15 protein-coding genes and 1 pseudogene are annotated in these 17,658 nt (G+C 72.5%); 6 read left to right on the forward strand and 10 right to left on the reverse strand.

The window, feature by feature from the left end; all coding sequences use genetic code 11:
- Window positions 1–9: 9 nt before the first annotated feature.
- The 3 genes from N5I75_RS10220 (at window position 10) to N5I75_RS10230 (ending at window position 3,218) form a co-directional block, all read left to right on the forward strand.
- Window positions 10–1,068, forward strand: coding sequence for an N-acetylmuramoyl-L-alanine amidase (locus N5I75_RS10220; RefSeq protein WP_476676383.1), 1,059 nt, complete (start codon window positions 10–12; stop codon window positions 1,066–1,068).
- Between the two features lie 129 nt (window positions 1,069–1,197).
- Entirely contained in the window at window positions 1,198–2,079 is an 882-nt protein-coding gene (locus tag N5I75_RS10225; protein WP_476676384.1) for a hypothetical protein, read from the forward strand.
- Between the two features lie 128 nt (window positions 2,080–2,207).
- Window positions 2,208–3,218, forward strand: a complete 1,011-nt coding sequence (locus tag N5I75_RS10230) for an LLM class F420-dependent oxidoreductase (RefSeq protein WP_476676385.1) — start codon at window positions 2,208–2,210, stop codon at window positions 3,216–3,218.
- Between the two features lie 9 nt (window positions 3,219–3,227).
- On the opposite strand, the gene N5I75_RS10235 is transcribed toward N5I75_RS10230, so the two are convergent.
- The gene (locus tag N5I75_RS10235) at window positions 3,228–3,791 is read right to left on the reverse strand and encodes a hypothetical protein (RefSeq protein ID WP_476676386.1); all 564 of its coding nucleotides are present in this window, start codon (window positions 3,789–3,791) and stop codon (window positions 3,228–3,230) included.
- A gap of 120 nt (window positions 3,792–3,911) precedes the next feature.
- Here N5I75_RS10235 and N5I75_RS10240 point away from each other — a divergent pair, with 120 nt between their 5' ends.
- Entirely contained in the window at window positions 3,912–4,199 is a 288-nt protein-coding gene (locus N5I75_RS10240; RefSeq protein ID WP_476676387.1) for a hypothetical protein, read from the forward strand.
- A gap of 228 nt (window positions 4,200–4,427) precedes the next feature.
- Here N5I75_RS10240 and N5I75_RS10245 read toward each other — a convergent pair whose 3' ends face one another.
- The 3 genes from N5I75_RS10245 to N5I75_RS10255 are packed head-to-tail and all read right to left on the reverse strand — an operon-like array spanning window position 4,428 to window position 7,575.
- Window positions 4,428–5,501: a prenyltransferase/squalene oxidase repeat-containing protein gene (locus N5I75_RS10245; RefSeq protein WP_476676388.1), complete on the reverse strand. Its 1,074-nt coding sequence runs from the start codon at window positions 5,499–5,501 to the stop codon at window positions 4,428–4,430.
- Entirely contained in the window at window positions 5,498–6,238 is a 741-nt protein-coding gene (locus N5I75_RS10250) for a class I SAM-dependent methyltransferase (RefSeq protein WP_476676389.1), read from the reverse strand. The genes N5I75_RS10245 and N5I75_RS10250 overlap by 4 nt, the downstream gene beginning before the upstream one ends.
- Window positions 6,232–7,575, reverse strand: coding sequence for a glycosyltransferase family 4 protein (locus tag N5I75_RS10255; protein ID WP_476676390.1), 1,344 nt, complete (start codon window positions 7,573–7,575; stop codon window positions 6,232–6,234). The genes N5I75_RS10250 and N5I75_RS10255 overlap by 7 nt, the downstream gene beginning before the upstream one ends.
- Window positions 7,576–7,815: 240 nt before the next feature.
- On the opposite strand from N5I75_RS10255, the gene N5I75_RS10260 reads away from it, so the two are divergent.
- Entirely contained in the window at window positions 7,816–8,436 is a 621-nt protein-coding gene (locus N5I75_RS10260; protein ID WP_476676391.1) for a TetR family transcriptional regulator, read from the forward strand.
- A gap of 367 nt (window positions 8,437–8,803) precedes the next feature.
- Window positions 8,804–9,046, forward strand: a pseudogene (locus N5I75_RS10265) (response regulator transcription factor); the annotation flags it as partial.
- Here N5I75_RS10265 and N5I75_RS10270 read toward each other — a convergent pair.
- From N5I75_RS10270 to N5I75_RS10295, 6 genes are all read right to left on the reverse strand, one after another.
- Window positions 8,960–10,909, reverse strand: coding sequence for an ATP-binding cassette domain-containing protein (locus N5I75_RS10270; protein ID WP_476676392.1), 1,950 nt, complete (start codon window positions 10,907–10,909; stop codon window positions 8,960–8,962). The pseudogene N5I75_RS10265 and the gene N5I75_RS10270 overlap by 87 nt on opposite strands.
- The gene (locus N5I75_RS10275) at window positions 10,906–12,633 is read right to left on the reverse strand and encodes an ABC transporter ATP-binding protein (RefSeq protein ID WP_476676393.1); all 1,728 of its coding nucleotides are present in this window, start codon (window positions 12,631–12,633) and stop codon (window positions 10,906–10,908) included. The genes N5I75_RS10270 and N5I75_RS10275 overlap by 4 nt, the downstream gene beginning before the upstream one ends.
- Window positions 12,634–12,740: 107 nt before the next feature.
- On the reverse strand, window positions 12,741–12,872 hold the full coding sequence (locus N5I75_RS10280) for a SapB/AmfS family lanthipeptide (RefSeq protein ID WP_476676394.1): 132 nt from the start codon (window positions 12,870–12,872) through the stop codon (window positions 12,741–12,743).
- A gap of 87 nt (window positions 12,873–12,959) precedes the next feature.
- A complete protein-coding gene (gene lanKC, locus N5I75_RS10285) occupies window positions 12,960–15,587 on the reverse strand; it encodes a class III lanthionine synthetase LanKC (protein ID WP_476677015.1) in 2,628 nt (875 codons plus the stop codon).
- 217 nt (window positions 15,588–15,804) lie between these two features.
- A complete protein-coding gene (locus tag N5I75_RS10290) occupies window positions 15,805–16,038 on the reverse strand; it encodes a ferredoxin (protein WP_476676395.1) in 234 nt (77 codons plus the stop codon).
- A gap of 2 nt (window positions 16,039–16,040) precedes the next feature.
- Window positions 16,041–17,513 (reverse strand): aldehyde dehydrogenase, encoded by a 1,473-nt coding sequence (locus tag N5I75_RS10295; RefSeq protein ID WP_476676396.1) that lies wholly within the window; start codon window positions 17,511–17,513, stop codon window positions 16,041–16,043.
- Window positions 17,514–17,658 lie beyond the last annotated feature (145 nt).

Consider the following 17,658-nt stretch of genomic DNA (forward strand, 5'->3'; position numbering starts at 1 on the left):
GCTCGCCCCGTGTCGTACGAAGGTCCGGACCCCGATGGCTTTGATGACTACTACAACAACGCCCCGAGCGACGCGGGCCGCAGACCGCGCGGGTCGCGCACGCGGCCACTGCTGATCACCGCGGCGGCCTGCGCCGTCGCGGCGGGCGCGATCTGGGTGGTCACGCAGGCCGTGGGCGGCGGCGGTGGCGGTGACGCGGCGAAGGTGCTCCCGGTACCGAGCGGGTCCGCGACGTCCGCGCCCTCGTCCGCAGGGTCGTCGGCGGGTTCGTCCGGCGAGGCCGACGCCAAGCAGCCGAACGGGTCCCCGTCCAAGACGGCGCCCTCCACCGCCTCCCCGTCCGCCCCGGCGGCGACCTCGAAGACGCCGTCCGAACCGGTGGGCGGCGGCACCGGTCCGCTCGCGGGCAAGGTCGTCGTGATCGACCCGGGTCACAATCCGGGCAACTTTCGGCACCCGGCGGATATCAATCGCCAGGTGAACGTCGGCAACGCGACCAAGGAGTGCGACACCACCGGCACCTCGACCAACGCCGGTTACACCGAGGCCGAGTTCACCCTCGACGTCTCGCGCCGCCTGCGCACGCTCCTCCAGGAGCAGGGCGCCCGCGTGAAGTTCACGCAGAACGGGGACCGGGCCTGGGGCCCCTGCGTCACCGAGCGCGCCGCGATCGGCAACCAGGCGAGGGCCGACGCCGCGATCTCCGTGCACGCGGACGGATCGGGCGCGGGCAACCGCGGCTTCCATGTGATCCTTCCCGCATCCGTGCACGCGGGCACCGCCGACACCCGCCCGATCGTCGCGTCCTCACGCGACCTCGGCGAGCGCGTCGCGGGCAAGTTCCTCCAGGTCACGGGGCAGCCCCCGTCGAACTACATCGGCGGCGGCACCGGCCTGGACACCCGCAGCGACCTGGGCGGACTCAATCTGTCGACCGTGCCGAAGGTGTTCATCGAGTGCGGCAACATGCGGGACGCGCAGGACGCGGCGCGGCTGACCTCCGCCGACTGGCGACAGAAGGCGGCGCAAGGGCTCTCTGAGGGAATCGTGAGTTTCCTGCGCGGGTAGACACCCCCGTGTGGATCTCGGCAGACACCTCTGGGACGTGGACGATAGTGTCCTCCTACGATGAGGGGCCACCCCCGCGCTTGGCGCCGCCTCCTGACGATGACGTGACGACTGACCGAAGGACCTGAAGTGAATATCCGCTCCCTCACTCGAGGCGACGGCGTGGTGATCGGAGCAGCGGTGTTGCTGTTCATCGCCTCGTTCCTCGATATCTACACGGCCGACAACGCCGGCGACTTCGACTTCCCGAACTCCTGGGAGAGCGGCCCGCTCCTGTTCAGCGTGGTCCTCGCCGGGATCATCGGCGCGGCGCTCGTCGTCGTCGGCCGTGGCAGGCCGCAGCCCCTCAAGGTGGCGGGGCTCGACCTCGGTCAGTTCGGTGTCGCCTGCACGGTGCTCGCCGCCTGGGCCGCGCTCGGCAACATCTTCGACCCGGCCGGTGGCTACAACAACCTCGGCGGCGCCGTCGGGGACGGCCCGGACCGTGGCATCGGTCTCATCCTCGCGCTGATCGCCACGCTGGTCATGGCCGCCGCCGCGGTCGCCACGCCGTTGGTCCCGGCCCTCAAGGCCGGTCTCGTCGGCGCCCCGCGCCCCCAGCAGCCGCAGCCCTACGGCGGTCAGCCGCAGGGTGGTTACGGCTACCCGGGCGCCCAGCAGCACGGCCAGCCCGGTCCGGGCCAGCCGTACGGTGCGCAGCCGGGCCAGCCGGGTCCGGGCCAGTCCGGCGGCGGACAGCCGTTCGGTGGCCAGCCGGGTCAGCCGCAGCAGGCCGCCGCTCCGGCGCCGCAGGCCGGTGGCCAGCCCGCCGGGGACTTCTCCCCGTTCTGGTTCGCCGTGCCGGTGCCGCGTCCGCTGTACGCGGAGGACGGCTCGCCGACCCCGATCGCCGAACTGGCGCCGGGCACCTGGTACTTGGCCGTCGAGCAGCGCGGCCCGGGGCTCGTGGCCCAGACGCAGGACGGGCGCCGCGGCGTCCTCCAGGACACGACCGGGATCCAGCGCGGCTGATCCCCGGAGCCCTTGCGAAAGGCCCCTCGCCCGCCTTCCGGGCGAGGGGCCTTTCGCGTACGCTCGCCCGACGGACGGCTGACTGACAACCCGTCAGGTCTTGGCGTCCGTCGACGGGAGGGGCGCACATGCGGCTCGGACTCGCACTCGGCTACTGGGGGCGCGGGCCCGACCCCGGCCACCTCGAACTTGTACGCGCCGCCGAGGCGTTGGGGTACGACTCCGTCTGGACCTCCGAGTCCTGGGGCAGTGACGCCTTCACGCCGCTGACCTGGTTCGCCGCGCACACCAGCCGGATCAGGCTGGGCACCGCAATCGCGCAGATGGCGGCCCGCTCCCCCACCACGACCGCGATGCACGCGCTGACCCTGGACCATCTGTCGGGCGGCCGGATGATGCTCGGCCTCGGCCTGTCCGGGCCGCAGGTCGTGGAGGGCTGGTACGGGCGGCCGTTCCCGCGTTCACCCCTGACCGCGACACGCGAGTACGTGGACGTCGTACGGCAGGTGCTGCGGCGCGAGGGCCCGGTCGTCGGAGACGGGCGCTTCCATCCGCTCCCCTACCCCGGCGAGGACGGGACCGGACTCGGCAAGGCCCTCAAGCCGATCACGCACCCGCTCCGCGCCGATCTGCCGCTGCTGCTCGGCGCCGAGGGGCCGAAGAACGTCGCGCAGACGACGCGGATCGCGGACGGGTGGCTCCCGCTGTACTGGTCGCCGACGCGGACCGACGCGTACGAGGCCGCTCTCGCGGATCTGCCCGAGGGGTTCATGGTGGCGCCGATGGCGCGGGCGAAGGTCTGCGACGACGTCGCCGAGGCACTGCTGCCCGTCAAGGCCATGCTCGGGTTCTACATCGGCGGCATGGGGCACGCCACCCGCAACTTCCACGCCGACCTCATGGCGCGGATGGGGTACGAGGCCGAGGCCCGGCGCGTCCAGGAACTCTTCGCCGAGGGGCGGCGGGAGGAGGCGGTGCTCGCGGTGCCGGACGCGTTCGCCGACGAGATCTCGCTCGTCGGGCCGCGCGGGCGGGTCGCCGAGCGCCTGGAGATGTGGCGCAAGGGCCCGGTGACGGACCTGCTGGTCCTGTCGCCGGACCCGGAGACGCTGCGCGTCCTGGCCGAACTCAACTCCTGAGAGTCGTCGCTAGCCCGCGTTGCGGAGTTCGGACGCCGACGGGACCTTGTCCTTGACCTCGGCGCCCGCGTCGCTGCCCGCGCCCTTCACCTTGTTGATGATGTCGTCGAAGGACGAGGCGACGGAATCGGTGCCCTCGCCCTTGCGCAGCTTGCCCGGCAGGTCCTTGAGCGCGTCGATGCCCGAGGTCAGCGGGGCGACCGCTTTGGCGAGCGTGGGGTCGCCCTCGGCGTTCTTCTTCGCGGCCTTCAGCCGGTTGTAGGTGAGCGCGCCCGCGAGGCCCGCCTTGACCAGGGCGACCTTGCGGCCGTCCGCGCCCTTCTTGAACTTGCCCGCCTTCCACGGCTTCACGATCCACTGGTAGGTGGCGCCGGCGGCGATCCCGGCGTTGGCCACGAACCGCGTCTTGGCCAGCTTCTGCTTCTGGGCCGTGGTCGACGCGCTCGGGCTGGCGGACGTGCTCGCCGCCGTGTCCTTGTCGTCGCCGCCGCAGGCGGTGGTGCCGGCCAGCAGCGCGCCGCACAGGAGCACGGCCACGATCAGGCGGCGCAGGGGAAGGGGGGAGCTGGGCACCACGGGTTACCTCCGGACCTCGGGCTGCACTGCTGGCAGCCTCACCCGGGCCCGGTCGCACCGCCACCCGGGCCAGCCCGTCCGTGGTTTTCCGGCGGGATTCGGGGACATCCGGACCTCATGTCTGTGAATCGGAGAGGCACAAGCGCAGGCCGGGTTGTCATGATCATTGCAGACATCCTGGCGGTCATTCTCGTCCTGTGGATCCTGATGTATCTGCTGGACGCGAATCGGGGCAACGACCTGGTCCAGTGGGTCCACGACGCGGCGAACTGGCTCGCCGGCTGGTCGCACGACCTGTTCACCTTCGACGCGGCGTGGGCGCGCGTCGTCGCGGGCTACGGCCTCGCGGCCGTCGTCTACCTGGCGATCGGCCACTTCGTGGCGAACCAACTACGCCGCCACTGACCGGCTCCGCAAGCGGGCTTCAGCGGGAGAGCCGGCGGCACGGAATGCGGGCGGCGATGTGGCGCGGCCCCGGAGAACGAACTGTCACGCCCCTGGGGCTGCGGCGCAGCCGCACGCCTCAGGGGCGCGGGGAACTGCGCGACCAGCCACGACGGAGCCGCAGCCGACGTCCGGGCCCGCAGGCCCCGGGGCCACAACCCGCCCCCACCCACCCGGCCCCAGCGGCAGCTAAGCGCAGCAGTCCGGATCGATCCCCGACGGCAATAGCTGCCCCCCGAACACCTGGCAGGTCGCCTCGTCACCGCCAAGGGCTGCCACCGCGAGCAGGACCGAACCTGCCGTCCACGTCGTGAGTTCCTCGGGCCAGACCGCCCGGTCCTCGAAGACGTAGCCGGTCCAGTACAGGCCCGAGCGCGGATCGCGCAGATGCTGGATGTCCTGGAGGATCGTCAGCGCGCGGTCGGACTCGCCCGTCGCCCAGAGCGCGAGGGCGAGTTCGGCACTCTCGCCGCCGGTGACCCACGGGTTCGGGACGACGCAGCGCACGCCGAGGCCGGGGACCACGAAACGGTCCCAGCCCGCTTCGATGCGCGCCTCGGCCTCGGCACCGCGCAGGGCACCGCCGAGCACCGGGTAGTACCAGTCCATGGAGTAGCGGTCCTTGTCGAGGAACCGCTCGGGGTGACGCCGGATGGCGTGGCGCAGGGCGCCGACGGCCAGCTCCCAGTCCGGCTGCGGCTCCTCGCGCTGCTCGGCGACGGCGAGCGCGCAGCGCAGGGCGTGGTGGATGGAGGAGCTGCCGGTCAGGAGCGCGTCGGTCACCGGCGCGCCGTCGGCGTCCCGCTTCCAGCCGATCTGGCCGCCGGGCTGCTGGAGCCGCAGCACGAACTCCATCGCCGCGTACACCACGGGCCACATCCGGTCGAGGAACGCGTCGTCGCCGGTGGAGAGGTAGTGGTGCCAGACGCCGACGGCCACGTACGCGACGAAGTTGGTCTCGCGGCCGTGGTCGGTGACGTCGTGCGGGGCGCCGTCGAGGTAGGCGGCGTACCAGGAGCCGTCGTCGTTCTGGTGGCGGGCGAGCCAGTCGTAGGCGCGCTCGGCGGCCTCGTGCTCCCCGGCCACGTCGAGCGCCATGGCGGCCTCGGTGTGGTCCCAGGGGTCGAGGTGGTGGCCCCGGAACCACGGTATGGCGCCGTCCGGGCGCTGGATGTCAAGGAGGCCGCGTACCGTGCGCGCCGCCTGATCCGCCGTCAGGACGCCGTCGAGTACGAGGAGTTCGGTCCGTTCCGGACTGCTCACGCAGCGGCCCCGCTGTCCTTCGGCAGGTGCGGCTTGGTGGCGTAGGCGACGAAGCTCTTGCCGACGACGGGGTTGAGGAGCTGCTCGGCGACCCGGGTCAGGGCGGGCTTCTTCATGATGTCCCAGACCAGGAGCTTGTGGTACGCCTTGACCGGCAGCGCCTTGTCGTTGTCGACGCCGAACGCGCACTTCAGCCACCAGTACGGGGAGTGCAGCGCGTGCGCGTGATGCGTGCCGTACGGCTTCAGGCCCGCCTCGCGCATCCTGCCGAGCAGTTCGTCGGCCTTGTAGATGCGGATGTGGCCGCCCTCGACCTCGTGGTAGGCGTCGGACAGCGCCCAGCAGACCTTCTCGGGCCCGTAGCGCGGCACGGTGACGGCGATGCGGCCGCCGGGCTTGAGGACGCGGACCATCTCGGCGAGCACCCCCTTGTCGTCGGGGATGTGCTCCATGACCTCGCTGATGATGACGACGTCGAACGACTCGTCGGGGAAGGGGAGCTGGAGCGCGTCGCCCTCCATCGCGGTGGCGGTGGCGCCCGCGGGGGCCTCGCCGGCCTCCTTCATGGCGGCGAACCACTTGGCGACCTCGGCGATCTCTTCCTTGTTCTGGTCGAGGGCCACGACCTGGGCCCCGCGCCGGTAGCACTCGAAGGCGTGCCGGCCCGCGCCGCAGCCGAGGTCGAGGACGCGATCACCCGCGGCGAGCGGGAAGCGGGTGAAGTCGACGGTCAGCACGTGGCCCTGCTTTCCTGAGGAGTTGACTGGTGGGGTCGTACGGGGGCGCCGGGGGCGGCGGCGGAGCGGTCGATGGCCGCGCGGTACAGCTCTGCCGTGCCCTGCGCGGCCCGCGCCCAGGTGAAGCGGGCGAGGACCCGGGCGCGGCCGGCGGCGCCGAGGCGGGCGCGGAGCGGCTCGTCGCCGAGGAGGCGGATGAGGGCGGCGGCGAGCGCGCCCGCGTCCCCGGTCGGCACCGCGAGGCAGGTCTCCCCGTCGGGCCCGGCGACCTCGGGGATGGCGCCGCCGGTGGTGGCGACGAGCGGGGTGCCGGTGGCCATGGCCTCGGCGGCGGGCAGCGAGAACCCCTCGTAGAGCGAGGGCACGCAGGCGACCTGCGCGGAGCGGACGAGGTCGACCAGCTCCTGGTCGCTGATGCCCTTGACGAAGCGGACGGCGTCCTCGAGCCCGTACCGCTCGATGGCCTGGGCGACGGGCCCGTCCTCGGCGCGCTTGCCGACGACGACGAGGTGCGCGTCGGGCTGCTCGGCGCGCACCTTGGCGAGCGCCTCGACGAGGAAGACGAGGCCCTTGAGCGGCACGTCGGCGCTGGACGTCGTCACGATCCGCCCCGGCACCTCGGGGATCGCCGGATCCGGCGAGAAGAGGTCGGTGTCGGCGCCGATGTGGACGACGCTGATGCGTTTCTGCTGCACGCCCAGGTGCTGCACGATCTCGTCGCGCGAGGTGCCGGAGACGGTGAGCACGGACGGCAGGCGGCGGGCGACGCGCTTCTGCATGCGGGTGAACGCGTACCAGCGGCGCACGGACATCCGCCGCTTCCAGTTCTCCGCGGCGTCCAGTTCGAGCTGCCGGTCGACGGTGATGGGGTGGTGGATGGTGGTGACGAGCGGGGCACCGAGCGCGTCCGGGCCGCCGAGGAGCCCGTAGCCGAGGGTCTGGTTGTCGTGCACGACGTCGAACTCGCCGCGCCGGGCGCGCAGGTGGCGGCGGGCGCGCAGCGAGAAGGTGAGCGGCTCCGGGAAGCCGCCGGTCCACATGGTGGCGACCTCGGCCGCGTCGATCCAGTCCCGGTACTCGTCGCGCTTCGGCGTGCGGAACGGGTCGGGGCTGCGGTACAGGTCGAGGCTGGGCAGCTCGGTGAGGGAGAGCCCGGCCTGGCCCCTGCCGTCGAGGACCTCGTCCAGTACGGGGTAGGGCTGGGCGCCGATCACCTCCACGCGGTGCCCGAGCCGGGCCAGCTCACGCGAGAGGTGGCGGACATACACGCCCTGGCCCCCGCAGAACGGATTGCCCTTGTACGTGAGCAGAGCGATGCGCAACGACTCCGCGGTCACTCCAGGCCACCCTTCTCCCTGCTTGCCCGTGGACACTGGACACTACGTGGGGACGCTAATCTAGAACAAGTTTCAGACTGGATCGTTCAATGTGCATCGAATCTACCGGCAGGTAGCGAGGCTGTGACCGGCGGATCGGGTGATTCACGCCACGGCCGGACCACCGGCCACGGACCGCACCACCGCACTCGGACCGCACCACCGGGCACGGACCGGACCACGGGACACGGAAGCGAACTGATGACAGCTCCGGACGGCAGAAGCTCCGCGCAGGGCGCCCCCGCGCTCACCGAGCGGCAGGAGGCGCGGCGCCGCCGCATCCTGCACGCGAGCGCCCAGCTCGCGGCCCGCGGCGGGTTCGACGCGGTGCAGATGCGCGAGGTCGCCGAGGTGTCGCAGGTCGCTCTCGGCACGCTGTACCGCTACTTCCCCAGCAAGGTCCATCTGCTCGTCGCCACCATGCAGGACCAGTTGCAGCACATGCACACCACGGTCCGCAAGCGTCCGCCGTCCTCGGACTCCCCCGCCGAGCGCGTCGCCGAGACGCTGATGCGCGCCTTCCGGGCCCTCCAGCGTGAGCCACATCTGGCCGATGCGATGGTGCGGGCGCTGACCTTCGCGGACCGCAGCGTCAGCCCGGAGGTCGACCAGGTCTCCCGGCAGACCACGGCGATCATCCTGGACGCGATGGAGCTGGACGATCCGACGTCCGCGCAGCTCTCCGCCGTCCGGGTCATCGAGCACACCTGGCACTCGGCGCTGATCACCTGGCTCTCCGGGCGGGCCTCCATCGCCCAGGTGAAGATCGACATCGAGACGGTCTGCCGCCTCATCGACCTGACGGATCCCGGCCACCACTGAGCTATTTGTGGCCGTTGACCGTTCCGCCCGCGCGTATCGGGGAACCCGCCGGTTGAATTGTGGAAGGGCTTGGGGGAGCGACGGGCGCGGACGGTTTTGAGGGGGCAGCGTGATCCGGGTACTTCTCGTGCACGACTCCTGTCTGATGCGTTCGGCGCTGGCCGAACGGCTCGGCCGGGAACCGGACCTGGAGGTGCATCACACACCTTGGCGTACGGCCGGCGTCCGGGTGGGCGCGGTCGCGCCGCAGATATGCGTGGCGGACCTGGACTGCGACGCGTCGTACGGAACACCGCCGCTGGCGGAGTTACGGAGCGCCCTCGTGGTGCTCGCCAGCAAGAGCAGGCCTGGACCCCTGCGCCGGGCCATGGAGGCCCAGGCGCTCGGCTACGTGGACAAGGACGGACCCGTGGAACAGCTCCTCACCGGAATCCGGCAGGCCGCGCAGGGACAGCGGTTCGTGGACGACTCACTGGGCTTCGGCTTTCTGAGAGCGGCTCAGAACCCCTTAACCAGACGGGAGTTAGGGGTGTTGTCCCTCGCGGCTGAGGGGGCTCCGGTCGCCGAGATCGCGCGCCGCCTGCATCTGTCCAACGGCACGGTGCGCAACTACATGGCCGCCATCACCCGCAAGATCGGCGCCCGCAACCGGATCGACGCCATCCGGATATCCCAGGGCGAAGGCTGGCTCTGACGCCTGCGCCGGCGCTCCCCAGGCGCCGGCCAGATCGCGGTAGAGCGGCGAACGCAGCAGCAGTTCCTCATGGTCCCCGCCGACGGTGCGGGGGCCGTCCATCACCAGGATGCGGTCGGCCCGGTGGGCGGAGCTGATCCGGTGGGCGACCACCACCAGGGTCCCGCCGGGCCGGGCCGCGAACGCCCGCTCGGCGCGCTCCTCCGCCGCCGGGTCGAGATGACAGGTCGCCTCGTCGAGCAGGGCGAGCGGGGCCGGTGACAGATAGGCGCGGGTCAGCGCGACGAGCTGGCGCTCCCCCGCGGAGAGCGCCGCCGGGTCGAGAGGGGCGTCGAGCCCGCCGAGCCGTGCGAGCAGCGCGTCGAGCCCGACGGCGGCCGAGGCGGCGGCGAGTTCGGCGTCCGGCACCGGGTCGGGACGCAGGTAGCCGAGGTTCTCGCGCAGGGTGCCGCCGAAGACGTACGCCTCCTGCGGGATGAGGACGCGCTCGGCGGCGGCCCGCGGGGACCTGGCGGGCAGCCCGCACACCCGGACCTCCCCGGCCCCGGGGACGAGCAGCCCGGCGGCGAGCCCGGCGAGCGTCGACTTCCCGATGCCGCTGGGGCCGACGACGGCGAGGTGGCCGCCGCGCGGGACGGTGAGGTCGAGGCGGTCGACGACCGGCGCGGCCCCGGGACCGTAGGCGAAGGTCAGCCCGGACACGCGCAGGGCGGGCGCGGCCGGATCGCCGGTCACGTGACTCAACTCCCGTACGGGTAGCGTCTTCTGCGTCGTCAGGGCGGGCGCGGCCGGATCACCGCTGCCGTACATCGACTCCCGCACAGGCTCTGCCTCTTGCCCGGTCTCGGCGGTCAGTCTGCGCAGCACCACGGCCAGGCGTGAGCCGCCCGCGCCGAGCCCGTGGACGAGGCTCTGCAGGGCCGGTGCGAGGGACTGCCCGACGTAGGCGAGGGCGCCGACGAGCGCGCCCGGTGTGACGCCCCGGTCGAGCGTCCACGGCGCCGTCACGAGGAGCAGCAGAAGGGGCAGCTGGGCGCCGATGCCGAGGGCGAGCACGCGGGGCACGGCCCACCAGGCGAGGGTGCGGGCGGCCCGGTACTCGCGGTCGACGAGAGTGCCCGCGCCCTGGGCCGTCGGCCCCTCGGCGCCCGCGGCGGTGACGTCCCTGAGTCCGGCGCAGACGACGGCGAGCCGCGCGGAGACGCTCTCGTCGGCGATCAGATACCGCTCCTGCCCGCGCGCGAGCGGCCGCAGCGTGCCGAGGAACAGGGCGACGCCCGCGACGAGCGGCGGCGCGACGACGAGCAGCAGGAGGGGCGAGAGCGAGAACAGGCCGAAGAGCGCGCCCGCCGCGGTGAACACGAACGACCGGGAGACCATGATCAGCCCGGCGAAGGTGTCCCGGGCGATCTCCACCTGCTGCGTGAGCCGCGAGACGGCCGCCCCGTCCCCGCCGCGCACACCCCGCTCGACGACCCGGCGCACGAGCAGGTCCCTGAGCGGCTCGACGAGCCCGGCCACGGCCCCGTAGACCTTGGCGGTGCCGAGGGCCCCCGCTGCGACGCCGAGTACGGCGACCCCGAGCCACAGCAGCCCGGTGTCCTGGCGCCCTGCGAGGAACCCGTCGTCGAGCGCGCGGGCGAGCGCGAGGCCGAGCAGGAAGGTCTGCCCGGTCTCCAGGACGGACCAGAGCGCGAGCCGCGCCACCGTGGAGCGGCGCTGGAGCAGGAAGCGCAGGCCGCGGCGGTACGTTCCCGGGCGCGGGGCGGTCGCGGTCATGCCGCTCCCTCCGCCTGCGCGCCCGCGAAGACGGCCCGGTAGTCGGGGTCCTGCCACAGCCGGGTGTGCGGGCCGAGCGCGCGGACCCGGCCGCCGTCGAGCCAGGCGACGGTGGTGGCGCGGGCGGCGGTCGTCGCGCGGTGGGCGACGACGAGGCGGGTGGTGCCGGGCGCGTGCCGAAGCAGCGCGGCGGCGATCTCCCGTTCGGTGATCATGTCGAGGCTGGAGAGCGCGTCGTCGAGGACGAGCAGCCGCCCGCCGTGCGCGAACGCCCTGGCCAGACCGAGGCGTTGGGCCTCGCCACCGGACAGCGGCGCGTCGGCGCAGGCGGTGGCGTACCCGTCGGGCAGGCGGCGCACGAAGGCGTCGGCGTGGGCGGCCTCGGCGGCGCGGACGATCCGCCCGTCGTCCCCGGTACGGGGCTCGGGTCCGAGGGCGATCGTGTCGGCGAGGGTGTCGCCGAGCAGGGTGGGCCGCTCGAAGGCGTAGCCGACGGCGGCGCGCAGCTCGGCGCGGCTCAGTGCGGTGAGGGGCACCCCGTCGAGGAGGACGGTGCCCTCGTCGGGGTCGGCGAGGCGGCCCGCGAGGGCGGCGAGCGTGGATTTGCCGGCGCCGGACGCGCCGACCACGGCGAGGGTCTCCCCCGCCGGGACGGTGAGGTCGAGCCGGTCGAGGACGGTCCGGCCGTCGCGGCGCGCGGTGACGGAGCGCAGTTCGAGCCGCCCGCCGCCCTCGCCCAGGGGCGTGTTTCCGTACGCGGGCGCGGGCTGGTCCAGGACGTCGCCGAGGCGCTGTCCGGCGGCGCGGGTGCGGACCAGGGCGGCGATGTCGCCGACCAGCATGCCGACGCCGGTGGCGAGGGCGGCGTACCGGGAGGCGGCGAGCAGCTCCCCGACGGAGAGCCGGTCGTGAAGGAGGAGCAGCCCGGCGGTGGCGACGACGGCGATCTGGAGCAGCGGCGCGAGCGCGACGGCCCCCGCGCTGGCCCGCCCCTGCACGTGCCACAACCGCAAGCCCTGGTACCGGAGTTCGGGCAAGGGCTCAAGGACGCGGTCGGTCTCCCGCGCCGCCGTGTGCGCGGCGGCGATGGTGCGAGCGCCGCCGATCGCCTCCGTCAGCCGGGTCGCGATGTCGCCTTGAGCGTTCTGGTAGGCGGTGACGCAGTCGGAGGAGGCGCGGGCGAAGGCGCGCAGCAGCAGGGCGAGCGCGGGCGCCCCGGCGAGGAACGCGGCGACGAGCCAGGGGTCGGTGAGGCCGAGGGCGACGAGCGCGCCGACGGGGGTGATCACGGTGGCGGCGAGCGCGGCCACGGTCGCGGGCGCGGGTCCGGCCTGCGCGGTGGAGCCGACGAGCCGGGCGACGAGGTCACCGGCCGGGAAGCGGGCGGTGGCGCGGGGCCCGACGGCGAGGACGTGGCCGACGAGGCGGTGGCGCAGCCAGGCGGTGGTGCGGGCGTTGGTGGTGCCGGTGAGGACGTCCTCGCAGGCGCCGAGCAGCATGAGCCCACCGAGCAGGACGCCGCAGATCAGCAGCCAGTGGTGGGCACTGGCGTCCTTCGCGGGCGCGGCGTGCGCGGCGAACAGGGCGTCCAGGGTGCGCCCGAGGACGTACGGCAGGAGCAGGCCCGCGCCCGAGGAGACGACGGTCAGCAGGCACAGGGCCAGGCACCGCCCCGCGCTGTACCGGGTGGCGGAGCGCAGGAGCGCGTCGCCGGACGCCTTCATGGGGCCTCGCATCCGTGAGCGGGGGCAGGGAAGAAGACGGGGCCGCCCACCAGGGGCGACCCCGCCGTCATCAGTACGAAGAGATCTTCATCTCGGCGGACGAACCGTCACAGACAAAGGATGGTGCTGTTGGAGCTGTGCTTGTCGCAGAGCAGCAGGCTGGCGTTGCTGCCCGCGTCGCCGCCGCCACCGCCGGTGGTCTCGTCGGCTTCGAGGCTCTGCAGGTCGAGGAGTGCCATGGTCTTCCCTTTCGTCAACTTCATCTCATGGGGACGGGGTGGTGCTGTGCGGTTGTGTCACGACTCCGGACGGTGCCGGAGCCGGCTTCAGGGCCGCCGAAGGGGCGGGAGGAACGGCAGGTGGACGCCGCGTTCCGGGTCCAGGGCCGCGCCGAGCGCGAGCAGGCACCCTGCCGTGCCGCTGGCGAGGTCCATGGAGAGGCGCATCATCTGGTGCCCGGGGAAGGCGAGTTCGCCCTTGTACGGCATCGACAGCCAGCCGAGGGCGTCGATCTGCGCGGCGAGCCGCGCGTCCGTGGCGCCGGGCGCCGTGGTGCGGGCGAGGTGCAGGATCATTCCGGCGCGGCCTTCGAGGAGGCCGGGCTGGACGTAGAAGCGGGAGGTCGCGGCGGTCAGGATCGACGCGCGGACCTGCTCGATGTTCCGGCCGCCGAGCTCCGCGTCCGGGACGGCCCGCAGATAGTCGTCGAGGACCATGCCGACCCCGGCGCTGCCGTCGCCCAGGTAGGGCATGGTGCGCCAGCCCTCGTCGACATGGAGCCCGCCGTCGGAGGACGTACGGCACCGTTCGAGGTCCAACTCCAATGCAGTACCGGCGAGTTCGAGGTACTCCGGGTCACCGGTGTGCTCGTGCAGCCGCAGCAGGAACAGTGCGGGCCCGCTGAGCCCGCGCATCAGCCCGGCCCGCCGCTTGGAGTCGGGGGTGCGGTCCGTGTCGCGTACGTGGATGATCCGGTCGGCGACGATCCGGGCGGCCTCCTGGGCGCGGTCGGCGAGGGCGCTCTCGCCGGTGGCGCGGGCGAGGTGGTCCAGGACGAGGCCGACGCCGGCGAGTCCGCCGTGCAGCCCGGTGGAGAGCCGCTGCCACTTCTCGCCGAGCAGACGGTCGAGGAGGACGAGGGCGCGCTGCCGGTGCCCCGTGCGCTCCATGGCGTAGGCGATCCCGGCGATGCCGTCGTAGAGGCCGAGGGCGGTGCCGGGCGGCACGGGGTCCGTGTGGTCGAGGAGCCATTGCTCGCCCTGCTCGTAGCGGGCGGCGCCGGCCTGGTCGAGGGCGAGGAGGACACCGGCCGCGCCGTGGGCGAGGCCGAGGCCGCCGCCGGTGGCGAACTGGGCGACGTCGCCGGGGAAGAGGCGGTCGTCGCGGTCCGGGGTGGCGGAGGCGAGGATCGCGGCGGCCATGGAGTCGCGGGCGGCGGGCCAGTCGCCGGGCTCGACGCGCGGGGCGGCGCCGGTCGCTCCCCTCCCCGTGACCGGCGGCGCGTCCGCGCTCCCGCGGGTGATCTCGGCGACGGCCTCGTCGAGGAACTCCCTGGGAACGGTGGGGAACTCGGCGGCGATGATGTCGGCCAGGTGCGCGGCTTTGGCGCGGTCCACCACGAACAGGGACGTGACCGGCAGGAAGAGCGCGATCCGCAGGCAGGCGAGGGCGTAGCGGTCGATGTCGGTGCCGGTGCGGTCGAGCGGCGCCCAGAAGCCGGGGTGGGCCAGCATCTGGCCGCCGTCCTCCTCGGCGCGGGTGGCGGCCTCGAAGTCGATGAGGGTGACCGACTGCTCGTCCGGGTCGACCATGATGTTGAACAGGTGCAGGTCGTTGAAGACGATGCCGCGCTCGTGGACGGCGGCGACGGCCTTCTCGACGGCGGCGTTGATCCGCAGCACCCAGTCCGCGTAGGCGGCGATCGCGTCCGGGTCGGGGTCGGAGCAGAGCAGCGGGTGCCGTTCGGCGAAGAACGCGTTGAGCGCGCGCCCCTCGACGTAGTCCATGACGAGGAAGCGGTGGTCGCCGATGAGGAACCAGTCCCGCACCTCGGGCGCGACGCCGAGCCCGGAGAGCCGTTCCAGGGCGGCCTTCTCCCGTTCCAGGCGGGTGATGGCGTCGGCCCCGTCGGCGGCGAGGCCGGCGTGCGGACGGCCCTCCTTCAGGACGACCTTGCGGCCGTCGCGGGTGTCGACGCCGCGGTAGACGCCGCCTCCGTTGGAGAAGTGCAGGGCCTTCTCGAAGCGGTACGGAAGATCGGCGACGGTCTGCGCGTTGCGGGCGTCGAAGTGAGGTTTGAGGAAGGAAGGCAGGGGCACCCAGTCGGGGACGTGGAACGCGGGTTCCCTGTTGTCGGGCACGAGACGGCCTTCGCCGTCCTCGATGGCCGTGACAAGTGTCCCGCGCTCATTGACCACCATGCGGCGGGCGAAGGCGCCGTAGCGTACGTAAAGCGGACCCTCGCCCCAGCGCAAGTCGGTGAGAATGTAGGGCCCGTCGAAGCCGCGGAGGAGTTCGTCCAGTTCCTCAAGTATTCGGTGGCATTGGTGGTCGTCGGCCGGATAGACGGTGACGAATTTCCCGCTTGTGTCGCGGCTCGCGTATTTGGCGTTGCGCAAGTGCAACAGATGCGGCGCCGGCACGAATTTGAACGGAATGGAGCGCGGTACGCAGTAGTCCCAGACGATCGAGGCGATCTTCTCGGCGTCGTCCCGGGTGGCGGTCGCGTGGATCTTCCAGCCCTGCTTCGGCCCCTGGCGGGGCGTGCCGTCGGCGTCGAGCGGAGTGAGGTTCAGCCACTCCCCGTTGGTGTCCGAGCGCCATCCGTCGGGCACCGCCCTGCGGGCGGTCTCGAACTCGGGGAGGGTGCGCGCTTTCCCGTCGCCGGCGAGCCGCTCCGGCGTCTCGTAGAAATGCGGGTCGGCAAGGGCGTAGACCTCGTACCGCTTGTCCATGGCGTGGTCCGCCCTCCTCGGCTTCGCGTCGTCGTCCCGTTGTCCGGACGGCAACGAGATTCGCATGCGGCCAAGGAAGGCGGACAGTCACAGCTGTCATGAGAAAGACATGCGGAACGCACGAGGCAAGTAATGTTCGCCTCGTTCGAAATCTATCGTACGCATATTCGACAGACGCGTGCCGTTGACATTCCCACGCGCCGCGCCCATTCCCGGTTCATTCCTCGGGCGGGAACACCGGCTCCCCGCCGTCGGCGAGGGAGATCATGATCGCCTCGACGGGGCACCCCTCCGCCGCCGCGAGGACGTTCTCGTTGGCGTCGGTCTCGGACTCCTCGGGGTGGGACTGGCGCGCCGTGTCGAGGCGGAAGGCGCCGGGCGCGTGGTGCACACACATGCCCGAGCCGATGCAGACGCCCCGGTCGACCTCCACATGCCAGCGGTCACCCATGCTCAGCCCTCCTCGGGTGCGTACCCGGCGGGCAGGTGGATCATCTTGTGCTCCAGGTAGGCGCCGAACCCCTCGGGCCCGAACTCCCGGCCCAGGCCGCTGTTCTTGTAGCCGCCGAAGGGTCCGAGCATGTCGAGGCTGAAGGTGTTCACGTTGTACGTGCCGGTGCGCACCTGCCGCGCGATGTCGAGGCCGCGCCCGACGTCGGCGGTCCACACGCTGCCGCTGAGCCCGTAGTCGGAGTCGTTGGCGATCTTCACGGCCTCGGCCTCGTCCCCGTAGGGCAGGAGGCAGATGACCGGCCCGAAGATCTCCTCGCGGGCGATGCGCATGCCGTTGTGGACGTCGCCGAAGAGGGTCGGCTCGACGTACCAGCCGCGTTCGAGCCCGGCGGTGGTGGGCGCGCCCCCGCCCGTCAGGACCTTGGCGCCCTCCTCCTGCCCGAGGCGGATGTAGTCGAGGCTGCGCCGCTGCTGGCGCTGGGCGACGAGGGGCCCGACCTGGGTGGCGGGGTCGAGCGGGTCACCGACGACGAGGGCGGCGGCGGCCGCGGTGAACGCCTCGGCGAACTCGTCGTAACGCGAGCGCGGCAGCAGGATGCGGGTCTGGGCGACGCACGCCTGCCCGTTGTTCATCCAGGCGGCGGGCGCAACCCCGGCGACGGTGGCCTCGACCTCGGCGTCGGGCAGCACGACGGCGGCGGACTTGCCGCCCAACTCCAGGGTGACCCGCGTGAGATGGCGCGAGGCGACCTCCATGACCCGCTTCCCGGCTGCGACCGACCCGGTGAACGAGATCTTGTCGATCCCCGGATGCCCGACGAGGTACTCGCTCACCTCACGGTCGGCGGGAAGGATGGAGAGAACGCCTTCCGGCAGCCCGGCCTCGCGGGCGATCTCGCCGAGGATGTAGGCGTCGAGCGGCGACTCGGGCGACGGTTTCAGGACGACCGCGCAGCCGGCGAGGAGGGCGGGCGCGAGCTTGGCGGCGGCCACGAACTGCGGCACGTTCCACGGCACGACGGCGGCGACGACCCCGACCGGCTCCCGCCGCACGAGCAGCTTCCCGAGGGCGCCGTCACGGGTCTCCTCGTAGGTGAAGGCGCGCGCGACGGTGATCGCGGAGTCCCACACCATCATCGCGCCGAGCGCCTGCGCGAGGACGGACCACGCATAGGGAGACCCGTTCTCCTGCGAGATGACCTTGGCGATCTCCTCGTGCCGTACGGCTATGGCGTCCTTGATCCGGGTCACCACGGCGACCCGCTCGTCGAGGCTCATACGCGGCCAGGGGCCCTCGTCGAAGGCGCGGCGGGCGGCGGCGACGGCCCGGTCCACGTCGGCGGGCGCGGCGTGCGGCACGCGCCCGAAGACCTCGCCGGTGTGCGGGGAGACGACCTCGATGACGTCCTTGCCGAGGGGGTCGGTCAACTCCCCGCCGATGAACAGCTGGCTGTGTTCCACGAGCTCGGTCATGAAGACCACCGCTTCCGCTTCGGTGAAGTTCCGTACGCGCTTTTCTGACGATGCATCAGAACTGATACCAGTTCCAGTTGGACGGCGGAAGCAGTGAAACAAGTTCTACAAATTCGTTTACAGTGGCGGCAGTTCGACGCGGCGA

It is taken from the genome of Streptomyces sp. R818 (assembly GCF_056172735.1).

Bases quoted from the DNA above. Each gene is read 5' to 3' on its own strand.
- N5I75_RS10275 (WP_476676393.1), bottom strand. From the start codon at position 12,633: ATGAAGGCGTCCGGCGACGCGCTCCTGCGCTCCGCCACCCGGTACAGC.
- N5I75_RS10240 (WP_476676387.1), top strand. From the start codon at position 3,912: ATGTCTGTGAATCGGAGAGGCACAAGCGCAGGCCGGGTTGTCATGATC.
- N5I75_RS10270 (WP_476676392.1), bottom strand. From the start codon at position 10,909: ATGACCGCGACCGCCCCGCGCCCGGGAACGTACCGCCGCGGCCTGCGC.
- N5I75_RS10280 (WP_476676394.1), bottom strand. From the start codon at position 12,872: ATGGCACTCCTCGACCTGCAGAGCCTCGAAGCCGACGAGACCACCGGC.
- N5I75_RS10290 (WP_476676395.1), bottom strand. From the start codon at position 16,038: ATGGGTGACCGCTGGCATGTGGAGGTCGACCGGGGCGTCTGCATCGGC.
- N5I75_RS10230 (WP_476676385.1), top strand. From the start codon at position 2,208: ATGCGGCTCGGACTCGCACTCGGCTACTGGGGGCGCGGGCCCGACCCC.
- lanKC (WP_476677015.1), bottom strand. From the start codon at position 15,587: ATGGACAAGCGGTACGAGGTCTACGCCCTTGCCGACCCGCATTTCTAC.
- N5I75_RS10260 (WP_476676391.1), top strand. From the start codon at position 7,816: ATGACAGCTCCGGACGGCAGAAGCTCCGCGCAGGGCGCCCCCGCGCTC.
- N5I75_RS10295 (WP_476676396.1), bottom strand. From the start codon at position 17,513: ATGACCGAGCTCGTGGAACACAGCCAGCTGTTCATCGGCGGGGAGTTG.